Genomic DNA, 12,528 nt, shown 5'->3' on the forward strand with positions numbered 1-12,528 from the left:
CTACGGGCAAATGATGCTTTGAACGGCAACCAATCGGCTATCTTTGCCCCCCCGTTCACCAAACCCCTCTGCTATGACCAGCTATTACGCCTACCGGAGCGCACGTTTGGAACAGTTGGAAGCACGCGAAGATGGCTGTTGGATCCAGCTTTGCCCACCTTTCGTCGTGGATGAATTGAAGGACCTGGCCGCCCGCCATGACTTGCCGCTCGATTTTCTTACCGACCCCCTCGACACCGACGAGCGGTCCCGCTACCAACGCGAGGAAGCGGACCGGTTAATTGTGGTCAACACCCCGGTGCTTTCTACGGTAGAAGGGAGTGAGGAGGCTAACGAAGGAATCTACGTCACCGTCCCGCTCGGTATCATCATCACGCCCCGCAACGTGATCACCATCACCAGCAACGAGAACCATCCGGTGCTAAGGCTCTTTTCGGAAAATAAGATTAAAAATGTCGACCCGCAGCAACAGGCAAAATTCGTGCTGCGCATTTTGGAGAATACGGTTTACCGGTACCTGACCTGTCTAAAACGGCTGAACATCAAACGTAATTTAATCGAGCAGGAACTGTACGACAGCAGCCGTAATCGCGAATTGAAACAATTGCTGAGTATTGAAAAGTCCCTCGTTTATTTCATTAACGCGCTGAACGGTAACGAACTCCTCAAAGCCAAAATGAAACGGACCGATTTTCTAATTATCCGCCACGACGAGGACCTAACGGACCTGTTCGAAGACATCATTATCGACAACGGCCAGGCGTTGGAAATGGCGAACATCTACACGAACATCCTGAACGGGACGATGGATGCCTACGGTAGCATTATCAGCAACAACCTAAACATCACCATTCAGCGCCTTACACTCATCACGATCGTCCTGACCGTGCCGATGGTCGTCGCCTCCTTTTTCGGCATGAACGTTGCCGTCCCTTTCCAGGGGGAATCGAACTTATTTGCGTTTTTGGCCATCATTCTAATCTCCGTTCTGCTTAGTTTCGGGACGATTTACTATTTCCGGCGGCAGCGTATGTTTTAATGGGTTTAAATACGTAGCCAAAGATGCCTTAGGCGCGGTCGCGGGTGCAGGGTAAATTACGGAGGAGCAAACTGTCGCGGGTAATTGGCCGGGTTATAATTAAACCACTACGCTAAGTAGTTGGAGAATATTATCGTAACATTTTAACGAGCGTAGCGAACTGACTCGTCTTCCCTCTACCTTTGGACGCGTCGACCCTGTCGTAAGCCCGGGGGAGAGGGTTACAAGATGTACGTTCGATATTGCCCAAGTAACTGACCTCACGCAACCGGATTATGGCACATAAACACAAAAACACACAAGAATAAGTAAACGGTGCTTTGGCGTAGCCATACACCGATTTTGTGCTTTTGTGTTTTGCTTCGCAGTACTTCGTGCTATGTGGCGAAATAATCTGCGTAACATTAGTATGTAATTGATCCAGAAATAGCGTACGTCTACCGGATAATAATCTTTTGCGTCCGGTAATCACTCGAGTTCACGTCGAAGCGAATGGTATAAATTCCCGGTGGAACCCGCCCAAAGCGAATCTTAATTCGGGTATCCCGCCGGCCGATCAGTACGGCTGAATCCTGCATGATTCGCTGGCCACCAACGTTAAAGACAGAATAGCTGACCCTTCCGTCGGTCGGCGCGTAAACCTGCACGGTCGTTTCCTCCGTGGCCGGGTTGGGGAAGGCATTACCGACGGACCAATCGCCGAGCGCACTACCCGTCAAACGAGCCGTCCGCGCTGGCGAATACTCAAAATTCCCGTCCAAATCTCGCTGCTTGAGGCGGTAGTAGTATAGAGGTCCGGTGACGACGTCCGAATCCGCCAGCACGTAGTCGTGAACCCCCGCACCATCATCAGTCGTTGCGGTAACCCAGCCGATGCGCCGGAAAGTTTTGCCGTCCTCGCTCCGCTGTACTTCAAAACCATCGTTATTCTCTTCCAGCGTGGTCTGCCAGGCCAGGTTGATTTGTTTGCGATCGCCCGCCGCGGTAAAGTTCAGTAGTTCTACGGGTAGCGCACTCGCGCAGCCGTTGGCGACGGGTAAATAGACAAACCCAGGGTAAAGAAGCGTACGAACATCTGCTTCCCGGACGCCAAACCAGTCCGTCAGCACCGACCCGTAAACGTCGCGAAAGTCGTACTGCATCGGCACGCCTTCGTTCTGGTCAATCTGCGTATCGATTGTCGGATTATCACCGAGGACGGTTCCGCTTACGCAGTTACCGAACAGAAACATCGGGGCGGCCGTGCCGTGGTCCGTTCCGTTACTGCCGTTAGACCGAATGCGGCGGCCAAACTCACTGAAGGTCATCCCCAAAACCCGGTCGGCGATGCCCTGCTCCTCCAGGTCCGTTTGAAAAGCAGCGATACCGTCGGAAAGCTGGCCGAGCAGATCTGCATGTCTTCCTTGCGTGGTGTTGTTGCCGTTTACCTGCGTTGCGTGGGTATCAAAGCCACCCAGCTGAACGACGTACACTTGCGTCTGTAGTCCGCCGCTAATCAGGCGAACGACGTTTTGAAGTTGCTCGCGCAGTGGGCCGGGTTGGTAGGTTGCACTGGTGGCCCCTGATTCGGCCGCCGCCTTGATCACGACACCATATTCGTTGGTTTGCTCGATGGCCGTTCTCAGAAAATCGAGCTGGTCACCGTAATTATCGTCGGGTAGCGGGGTGTTGCCCCCGGGAGCGAGGAGCGTCAATTCACTCGGGTTTTTGACCGTTTGGCTGACGTTGGTGACGTAGCCCTGGCACGTCGCGTTACCGATGTTACCCATCGATATGGCGGGTGGGTGGGGTTGACTACTGGTCGGAAAATCAGTGGGAAACCCCACAAATTCAGTTTCCAGGTGCCGCGCCACCCAACCCGTCTCCAGGGTGGTGGTGGCGTTGGAGCCACTCGTCCAGATATCCGCGCTGCGGAAGTGGCTGCGGTTTTGGTTGGGGTAGCCTACGTCCTGGACGATGCTCATCTTTCCTTCCGTAAATAGCCCCTGCATCCCACCCATTCTGGAGTGTAAGGCAAGGCTCGTCGTTAGTGCCTTGAGCGATGATTTGGGTTGGTAGACGTTGGGTCGGACGTTCTGTAAAGCGCCCATCTGGTCAATGGGAACGAGGGTGTTGAGCCCGTCGTTGCCACCGTTCAACTGGATGAGTACGAGAACGCGATCGGACCCGGGGGGCAACAAATTGGTGAGGAAGGAGGAGCCGGCAGCCTGGATGCCCGAAAAGCCGGCCAGTAGCGGTAGGCTAAGCGCACCGCCGCGGCGAAGAAAGTTTCTACGATCCATGATGGATGGGTATTAAATCGAAGCCTGGCCACCGGCGATAAAGAGCCGGGGCAATCAGAAGAAGAGACTTCGGAAGATTAGTTATTGAAGGTGGAATTCAGCCATGCTGAACAGCGCGCGGAAGAACGACTTAATGTTGTTCGTTAGCGGCCGGGTAATGTCCGGGTTGGACGGGCTGGCCAGGTAGCTGTTCCACTGGATGGTCCATTCCCGGTCCTGCTGGCCGCGGAGCAACTCGTTCTTAAGGGCGTCGAACTGGTCGGGGTGCAACTCACGTGGAAGGAAGATGTCGATACATTCCTGAACGACCTCGATCACGTCTTCCGGAATGGTGAGTCGCTCGACGAACTCAAGCCAACCAAGCCCTCGCGGCTTGTATTCCCCCCCCTCGATCTGTACGTAAATACCCTGGTACGTCAAATCCCGCACTGATTTACGTCGCAACTGTAGGGAAGCTGAGCCAATCCAATTCCGGTAGTAGTTCGGTGCCTGGTAGTACGCCTTCCACCCCGCTACGGTAGGGAGGGTGAAGACGTCCATGTCCGCCGAGGAGGCCCACCCGAAATAAGCGGTACCAATGTTATAGATGGTCCTGATCTGGCTGGAATTGGGGTTATTCGCCAAGCTGAGATCAAGATGCTCAAAACCGTGCAGTGGTCGTAGTATCGACAGGTAGTATTCGTAGGGGTTCTTGATGAAGGGGCCCCGTACGTTTATGTCGTAAAAATGCTTACTACCCAATAATTCGCGGAGTGTAGCGGCTACGTTGAAATTGTTGGCCGTCATGAACTGGGCGAGTGGGGTAATCACGGTGTCCTCAACTTCCGAAGTAATGTCAGAATACACGAAATAACGGTACAATTCCCGGCAAATAGCCCGGGCCGTCTCCGGTTGCTGAAAAATAATCGCGATCAAATCTTTATACTCGTCGGCACCATTACTGACGATCACCGCATTACCAAAGTGGCGGCTCAACTGTTTCGGTTCCAGGTTGGGGTTGCGCGGGTCGGTCTCATCGTCGTGCGTCTGATCGTTGAAGAAGCTGTCGACCGGTCCGCTGTCTCTACTGAACAGCCTGCGGGTGCGCCAACCGGTCAGAATACGGGCGGCGGTGCGGATGTCCTGCTCGGTATAATTTGTGTAGTCTCCCTCGCCAATTTGGGGCCCCTTTTGGATGGTAAATAATTCTAACAATTCCCGAGCGTAGTTCTCATTCGGTTCGTACTTACTCGACCAGTCACCGTTGAGAAAATACAGCATCGCCGGGTGGACGGTAATTTTCTCGATCATCGTCTGAAAGCTGGCGCCACCGAACTCACGAAATAGCTGGATATACTGATACTCAGCACGGTGATCGCTGACTTCCGCCATGCCGAAGTGATTGATCCAGAACAAGGTCAGTCGCTCGTTAATCGTGCAAGGGCTATCGATAAGGTTATTAACGTACCACCCCCGCAGGGACGGGTAACGGTATTTGCCTACGTCGACACCCGCGACGTAAGGGGAGTTGACCCACGTCTTACCAACGGCGACATTGGGGTCCTGAGTGAAAAAATGGTTGATCGGGGGCGGCGGCAGGGCAGGGGGGGCGAATAATTTATCCAACGTAGCGGATAAACCACTGGTAGAAGCCTCAAGGATTTCCTGGCGTTTTGGTCCCATTATGGAACGGCGGAGTAGGTGGGCAGCTTGTGCTTTGCCCCACGGTCCATTATAGCCAGGTAGTCCATTGACGGCAGCCGGTGCAACGGTTGCGGTTAACGTACTCAATGTAAAAGAGGAATTTAAAAGTAGGATGAGTCCACCGTTTTTGCGGCGGAACGAGAGAGGATGAAATCTAAATTTTTAAAGTCGGGGAAAATTCAAATATTACGTAAACTACTAGTAGAATAATTTCAAATATACTACACTGCGGTCTAAACCACAAAGAGCCGAACAGTGAGCTTGGTTAAGAATTACCGCAATTGCACGGATTACTTAGGCACTGGCCCGTTTAACGCGAAACATTTAACTAAATAAATCCACGCCCCTTACTATTATCTACCAAAATTAAGTCACTTTCGGTATCGGAAGCCCAACCGATTGTTACCCGTTGCGGGCGGGTCGTGACCCCGGTTACAACACGCTACTGAACTGCCGTAAAAACCGGACGTCGTTCTCGAACATCAGCCTGATGTCGGTAATGTTGTACAACAACATCGCTTGCCGTTCGATGCCCATCCCGAACGCGTAACCGGAGTAGATCTCCGGGTCGATCCCGCAGTTGATGAGTACCTGAGGGTCCACCATGCCGCAGCCGAGGATCTCGAGCCAGCCGGTGCCCTTCGTGATGCGGTAATCGTGCTCCGTTTCCAGGCCCCACCAGATGTCCATTTCGGCGCTGGGCTCGGTGAAGGGGAAGTAGCTGGGGCGGAGACGAATCTTAGTCTGATCCCCGTACATCTCCCGGGCGAAGTGGAGTAGCGTAGCCTTCATGTCGGCAAAACTCACCTTCTCGGCTACGTAAAGACCTTCCACCTGGTGGAACTGCGCGTGACTGCGGGCGCTGATCGTTTCGTTGCGGTAGACGCGGCCGGGGGCGATGATGCGGATCGGCGGCGGCTCGTTTTCCATCGTGCGGGCCTGGACGGAGCTGGTGTGCGTCCGCAGTAGCATGTCGGTGTTTTTTGGGCCGGCGGGCATGTTTTCGCCGACGTAAAAAGTGTCCTGCATGTCCCGCGCCGGGTGGTCTTCGGGCGTGTTCATGGCCGAAAAGTTGTGCCAGTCATCCTCGATTTCCGGCCCCTCCGCCACGGTAAAGCCAATGCGCCCGAAGATCGAAATGATGCGCCGCATCGTCAGTGCGATGGGGTGGCGACTGCCGAGGGGGAGGGCTTCGGCCGGTGCCGTCAGGTCTAACCCTGTACCCGCGACCGCGCCCGCCTGCTCCGCCGTGGCGGCCTGTAATGCATCGAATTTATCCTGCGCGGTCTGCTTGGCCTTATTGACGAGTTGTCCAAAAGCGCGCTTCTCTTCGTTCGGAATGTTGCGCATTTCCCCCATCAGGGGCTTCAGGATATTCTTCGAGCCGAGGTACTTGATGCGGAACGCCTCCACCTCGGGGGCGGTCGTGGCGGTGTGCTGATTGATCTCCTCGATGAGGGCTGCTACGCGGGTAAAAACTTCTGGGGCCATAGGGCGCAAATATAGGGTAATTGGGCGCGGGCGCAGGTGCCGCGTCGGTACGGAATAGGAGCAATGCACTTCACGCCCGGAGATCGATTGTTGAGTAAATAAGTATTGCGCCTTCCCGCCCGGTAAACAAAACGTTCGGCCCGCACGCCGTATCCTTACCCCATGCTGACGCGCCACCGTGTTGAACACTACCGACTTTACCTGTACCTGCTGATGCTCGCCAGCGCGCTGTTCGGGTTGGTGATTTCACCACCGGTCCTGTCCGTCGGGCTGATTGGCATCGTCGTACTGGGTTTGTTAGACCCGCTTGCTGGTATCAACCCGGCCTGGCGCGCGGGGATTGCCCGCCATTTAGGAAGCCCCGTCCCGCTCGCCCTGATCGCGCTCTACCTGCTGCTACTGTTCGGCTGGTGGCAGACGGAGGACTGGCCTTACTACTTCGAGCGCTTGCGCATTAAGGTGCCATTACTGAGTCTGCCAATCGTTTGGCCGGGCCTACCCAAGTTGAGCGACCGGCTGGAGGGTGCCGTTTTTGGTGGCTTCGGGCTATTCGTGGGGCTCGTCCTTGGCGGTGTAATCATCAACTATGGTCTGCACTTCGAAGAAATCAATAATTTGATTCGCATGGGGCAGTCCGTTCCCGTGCCGCGCAACCATATTCGGTTTAGTCTGCTCGTCGCAATTGCCGCGCTGCTAGCCGTGCGCGCACGGGGTTTACGGGCGTTCGGGTGGCGAAATACCTGGTGGTACGTAGCGGGGTTCTTGTTTTTGGGCCTGCACTTGCTCGCGGTCAGGAGTGGCCTGGTGGGCGCGTACGCGGGTGCCTTGGTGTTGGGGTTAGCGAGCGCATGGCGAAGGGGGCGTTGGCTCCCGGCCGCAGCCGTGATCGGTGGGTTGTGCGTACTGCCCGTCGTGGCTTACATCGCGGTGCCGAGCTTCCAAACGAAGCTCGACTACGTACGCTACGAGCTTTTCCACCGCAACGCGGCGGACGATGAACTCGAATACAGCGACGAAGGCCGGTTGACGAGCATCCGGGTGGGCTGGTCGATCTTTCGGGACCACCCCGTCGTGGGCGTGGGGCCGGGAAATATGCTCGCGGCAACTGATCGACGGTACGCGGAAATTTTGCCGGGCAAGAAGGGAAAGCGACCGCACAACCAGTTCGTGAGCGCGCTCGCCGGCAGCGGGGTTATCGGTGGCGTTGTCACAATCGGTGTATTTATCGTACTGTTTCTAGTTGGCCTCCGGCGAAGGGACGCCGTGTTCCTCGCCGTCGTCACCGTGTTCTTTCTGAGTTGCCTGGTGGAGAACACGCTGGAGAATACGGTGGGGGTTTCCGCCTTTTCTCTCTTGTTGTTGCTGATTTGGGAACCCGGAGTTGAGAGAAAGAAGAAGGTATTCTGAATTTATCAGTTGACGATAAATCGGAACACCGTAAACGTGGGAACGAGCCCCCACGCAGCGGCAGACGACCATCCGGGTCTAAGCGTTAGAAACAAAGGTCATTCCATCCCCATGACTAAATTTGCCTCCATCACCTCGGGGTCTTTCCGGAAATGCTTTTTGATCTTCTTAAAGAAGGCTTCGTGCTCGTCGTCGGCGACGTGTTGCTCGAAGTAGTCGTAGTTTTCCCAGCATTCCATCGTGGCGAATTTGCTGGGGTCATCTTTGTCCTGAATGAGGTAAAAGAAAAGGCAACCGAGTTTGGCCCGGCTAGCTTTGGCGTGTTTCTTGAAGATCGGGTAAGCTTTATCGGCCTTCTTGAGGTCGAACTTGGCAATCAGGTAGAGTTGCTTGGACATGGGTACTAATGTTTCCATCCTTACGGAGCTCGGCCACTTATTGTTCCCCCGGCGGATCGAAGAGGCGGAAGGAATCAAAAAACTTACTCGCCGAGCCGTTAGGTCCGCTCGCCTTTAAGGAAAACACCTTTAGCTCGTAGTACCGATTTCCGGCAACGACGGCCAGCGTACGGGCCGTGGCTTTACCGTCGTTGTAGTCGATGCGCCACTGGCGGGCGGGGTAGGTGGAAACTTCCTTACCGGAGGCGTAAACGAGGTCGCCCCGCATGGCGATCACGGCTTCTTCTTCGGTAGAAGCCATAAATTCCTCGATCAGTTCCGTGCTGTCGTGGTGCAGGCTTCCTACGGGATAGTCGACGTAGGACAGGGCGTAGATCACGTTCTCGGCCTTCGTGGGGTCCGGGACTTCGAAATGGAAGGTATGCAGGACTTGCTCACCGAGCCCACCGTCAAGGGTGTCGACCCGGTGTGCGAAGGGGGCGGGGCTGAGGAGCTGAAACCTACCGTCGAGGTCGTTGACCTCTGACCAGTATTTATTTTGCTCCCAGGTGCCCTCCGTGATCACGGACGACTTGGCCGTCTGTGCCAGCAGGGGGGTAACGAGTAGGAACGACAAAACGAATAAGTACTTCATGCGGGGGTAAAGACAAGGGCTGCCGCCACCAAGTTGGTTAATGCCGTCCTAAACTTTGCTCGCTTGCCCGTTTACCCGGCACCGGCGTCCGCGCAAACTTATTAACCAGCTCGGAGATGTGCTTACTCTTCCATCGCCTTACAGAGCAACGGCAACACACCATCGTACCAGTTCACGAGCGAAATTGCCTTGGCGAGCGTCAAGTCTTCACACGCGCCACCGAGCATGTTGTTGTCCAGGCGAGTTTGCCCCCGGACGATGCGGAAGCGGCCGTCGCGCGGGAAACGAATAACGGCTTCGTCCATCTTCGCCAACGCTGAAATTACCTGGTTGCTGTCCTGAGCCATCACCTGCGCCTCGTTGATGAGGCCGAGCGCGTCGTTGTAATCTGCGATCGTGGACGCGCAGGCCGCCGATTCTGGCACGAAGGTGAGGGCAACGTCGTAGGCAGCGGTGACGGGCCGGCCGTCGTACTCCGCCGGCGACCACTGACCGCGCGACCTGGTCGCTACCCTGATGGCCTCGAAGGTGAAATCAGTCCCCAGGTCATTATAGTCGATGATGTCCTGTACCTGCACGGCACCGGCGCTCGTGACCAGTAATTGTACGTCCAGGTCTCCAATGCGGCAGCTGTCCTCACCGGAAGTAGGGTAGGTAAGTTGTTCGGTCAGGTAGGCAACGAGGCTGCCGGACGGGCCGGTAAACTCGACGGGTTTGGAAAACTCCGTGTAGATCGTGTCCCGGTCCGATAACACGTAGGGCTTGGGTTCCTCCAACTTAAAGCGAATGGGTAAAGTGTACAGAAACCGGACGGGCTTGCCCTCCCTGAAGGCCGGCCGCCAGCGGACCTCTTTAGCCATCTCGATCACCGCCCGCGCCGCCGCCACGCCCAGGCCCGCGCCGGGGTCCCGCAGGATCTCCGCCCGGGAAATGATACCGTTGCGTTCGATCAAAAAGCTAATGACCGCCGTTCCACTTATGCCTTGATTTCGTGCCTCCACAGGGTAGCCGACGCGCTTATTGACGTAGGCCAGCACGGCGATATCCGAGCATTCTACTTTGGCCGTAGCCGTGGTGTCGTAGCCTTCGCACCGGGTGGGAAACCGGGGTGCCTCATCGGCAAATTGGTAGATGGTCGTATCGACCGCTACGGAGTCCGTGGCGGTCGTGAGGGCGGGCTCCGCTTGGGCTATGAGCGCTAGTGGAAAGCAGCAGATCAGCGTAAAGAAAAGTTTCATTGCGGGGGGGGTCGATGGTTCGAAGGGAGGGGCTATTGCGGCCGGAGTCGGTTTGGTGGGGCGCGCCGACTAGTCGGTGACTTCGCTCAGGTAGCCGAGTAGTTCCTGCGCACGGTGGCCGATGGTGTGCTCCGCCAGGATGCGCTTTCTCGCCCGGTTACCCATTTTTCGGCGGTACTTCTCGTCGCTACCGTAGAGAATGTCGAGAACGCTCTGCCGGTCGTCCACGGTATATACCTCGCGGTCGGGCTCGAGAAAGTGCTCCAACCCAGCCCAGTAGGTAGTCAGCACGGGGACGCCACAGGCGGCGGCGGCCATCAACCGACGCGTCGGTGTGTAACCCATCGCCTGCCGGTCGGCCCGGTTGATGACCAGGGTACAAACTTGGCGGTTATAGAAATCCACCAAGTTGGTGGCGGGTAAGTGTTCGAGGTAAGTCAGGTTGGTGGGCCAGTTCTCCCGGTCGATGTATCCGCTGCCCGCCAGTACGAAATTACGGGCGGGCGTGTAACCGGCCGGTTCGAGGAGTAGCGCGGTGAGGGTCTCCCGGCGGTCCTCCTTATACGTGCCGATGAAGCCCAGTTCGTAGGTTTTTTCCGCGTCCGTACGGTAAAAATCGAAAGGGTCGACGGATTCGTAGAGCGGGCGGGCAAACTGCAGGTCGTTTTCACGCGCCAGCTCCTCCAGAATGGGGCCGCCGGTGGTGGACAGGAACAGGTTGAAATTACCGATCGTCCGGCAGCTCAGGCAGTCGCCAAGTTTGCGGGCCGCGCTGAAGGATTCGATCGTCCGGTTTAAGTTAGTGTCGTAGTAAATAGTGACGCCCCTAGCTTCTTCGGCGATCCAGACGGCAATATCCTCGGCGTCCTCCACGCCGCTACCCATCATGATGACGTCCGCCGTCTGCACGATGTCCGTATATTCTTCCAGCAACTGCTCGGTGGTGGGGTAAGTCCAAACCTCACAGTACGGTGACCGCAACATATCCCGCACCTGAACCCTGGTGGGGTCGAGCCGTTCGAGGAAGGTCGTCCGGTGGCCGTGCTGCGCCAGCTCGTTGATCAAACCACGGTACAGGCCCGCCGCCGGGTTTTCCAGGGAGGAGAGGATGGAGCGGCCGATGATGACCAGATCGAGGGGGGTGGAGCCGAATTTCACGGGGGGAAGGTAGGAAGATTAGGCGGTAGTCAGTAGGCGGTAGGCGGCAGGAATTTAGATTAGGCGGGGACTGGTTATTTTTTTGTAAAAAATCAGGTGTACGGATCATACGAGCTAAACAGGCCTAAAATTTTAGTCGGTACAAGCAAGTAAATTCAACCTACCGCCTACCGCCTACGAGCCTACCACCTACCAGCCTACCGCCTAACCTCCCTACTTAACGTAAGCCACCTCCTTAACCGCCCGAATAACCTTCTCCGTATTAGGCAAGTACTCCTCCACCAGCGTAGGCGCGTAGCCCAGGCTCGTATCGGCGCTGTTGACGCGGATGACCGGGGCGTCGAGGTAATCGAAGGCAGCTTTCTGGATCTCGTAGGCGACTTCTGAGCTGACGCCGGCGAACGGCCAGGCTTCGTCGATGACCACGGCGCGGTTGGTTTTCTTGACGGATTCGACAATCGTTTTGCGGTCGAGCGGGCGGATCGTCCGCAGGTCGATCACTTCACAGGAGATGCCCTCGGCTTCGAGTTTTTCGGCGGCTTCCATCGCGACGAGCACCATCTTGTTATAGCTGATCAGCGTTACGTCGGTGCCTTCGCGGCGGATGGCGGCCTTGCCAATCGGGACGAGGTATTCGCCCTCGGGCACTTCACCCTCCATGCCGTACAGCATTTCCGATTCCATGAAACAGACGGGGTCGTTATCACGGATGGCGGATTTGAGGAGACCCTTCGCGTCGGCGGGGTCGATACATGAGATCACTTTCAGGCCGGGGGTGTTGGCCATCCAGCTCTCGAACGTTTGGCTGTGCTGCTGACCGAGTTGGCCGGCGGAACCGGAGGGGCCGCGGAAAACGATGGGGCAATTGTACTGGCCGGCGGACTGGCTCAGCGTCTTGGCGGCGTTGTTGACGATTTGGTCGAAGGCCAACACGGCAAAGTTCCAGGTCATGAATTCGACGATGGGCCGCAGGCCGTTCATGGCCGCACCGACGCCGATGCCGGCGAAACCGAGTTCGGCGATGGGCGTGTCGATGATGCGCTTGGCACCGAATTCGTCAAGCATCCCTTTGCTGACTTTGTAGGCACCGTTGTACTGAGCGACTTCTTCGCCGATCAGAAACACATTTTCGTCGCGGCGCATTTCTTCGGACATCGCTTCGCGCAGGGCATCTCGGAGGGCTAATTTTCTGGCCATA

At 56.3% G+C, this 12,528-nt stretch carries 10 protein-coding genes; 2 read left to right on the forward strand and 8 right to left on the reverse strand.

The features are described 5' to 3' along the window. The first annotated feature begins 73 nt into the window (after window positions 1-73). The gene (locus tag GGR27_RS08410; protein ID WP_168036974.1) at window positions 74-1,039 is read left to right on the forward strand and encodes a magnesium transporter CorA family protein; all 966 of its coding nucleotides are present in this window, start codon (window positions 74-76) and stop codon (window positions 1,037-1,039) included. Window positions 1,040-1,476: 437 nt separating this feature from the next. On the opposite strand, the gene GGR27_RS08415 is transcribed toward GGR27_RS08410, so the two are convergent. The 3 genes from GGR27_RS08415 to pheS form a co-directional block, all read right to left on the reverse strand. Then, window positions 1,477-3,321 carry a DUF1501 domain-containing protein gene (locus GGR27_RS08415; protein ID WP_168036975.1) on the reverse strand — a complete coding sequence of 615 codons (1,845 nt, stop codon included), beginning with the start codon at window positions 3,319-3,321 and terminating at the stop codon, window positions 1,477-1,479. 81 nt (window positions 3,322-3,402) lie between these two features. Then, on the reverse strand, window positions 3,403-5,091 hold the full coding sequence (locus GGR27_RS08420; RefSeq protein ID WP_262887713.1) for a DUF1800 domain-containing protein: 1,689 nt from the start codon (window positions 5,089-5,091) through the stop codon (window positions 3,403-3,405). Between the two features lie 345 nt (window positions 5,092-5,436). Next, window positions 5,437-6,495, reverse strand: coding sequence for a phenylalanine--tRNA ligase subunit alpha (gene pheS, locus GGR27_RS08425; protein WP_168036977.1), 1,059 nt, complete (start codon window positions 6,493-6,495; stop codon window positions 5,437-5,439). A 162-nt stretch (window positions 6,496-6,657) separates the two neighbouring features. Here pheS and GGR27_RS08430 point away from each other — a divergent pair, with 162 nt between their 5' ends. Continuing rightward, entirely contained in the window at window positions 6,658-7,902 is a 1,245-nt protein-coding gene (locus GGR27_RS08430) for an O-antigen ligase family protein (RefSeq protein WP_168036978.1), read from the forward strand. A 98-nt stretch (window positions 7,903-8,000) separates the two neighbouring features. Here the strand turns inward: GGR27_RS08430 and GGR27_RS08435 are convergent, their stop codons facing one another. The 5 genes from GGR27_RS08435 to GGR27_RS08455 form a co-directional block, all read right to left on the reverse strand. Next, entirely contained in the window at window positions 8,001-8,300 is a 300-nt protein-coding gene (locus GGR27_RS08435) for a putative quinol monooxygenase (protein ID WP_168036979.1), read from the reverse strand. Window positions 8,301-8,337: 37 nt separating this feature from the next. After that, entirely contained in the window at window positions 8,338-8,934 is a 597-nt protein-coding gene (locus tag GGR27_RS08440) for a hypothetical protein (protein ID WP_168036980.1), read from the reverse strand. Window positions 8,935-9,056: 122 nt separating this feature from the next. After that, window positions 9,057-10,172: an energy transducer TonB gene (locus GGR27_RS08445; RefSeq protein WP_168036981.1), complete on the reverse strand. Its 1,116-nt coding sequence runs from the start codon at window positions 10,170-10,172 to the stop codon at window positions 9,057-9,059. Window positions 10,173-10,241: 69 nt separating this feature from the next. After that, window positions 10,242-11,330: a CgeB family protein gene (locus tag GGR27_RS20280; RefSeq protein WP_168036982.1), complete on the reverse strand. Its 1,089-nt coding sequence runs from the start codon at window positions 11,328-11,330 to the stop codon at window positions 10,242-10,244. Between the two features lie 213 nt (window positions 11,331-11,543). Beyond that, window positions 11,544-12,527 (reverse strand): pyruvate dehydrogenase complex E1 component subunit beta, encoded by a 984-nt coding sequence (locus tag GGR27_RS08455; protein WP_168036983.1) that lies wholly within the window; start codon window positions 12,525-12,527, stop codon window positions 11,544-11,546. Window position 12,528: the final 1 nt, after the last annotated feature.

The organism is Neolewinella antarctica (assembly GCF_011927835.1).
Lineage (GTDB): Bacteria > Bacteroidota > Bacteroidia > Chitinophagales > Saprospiraceae > Neolewinella > Neolewinella antarctica.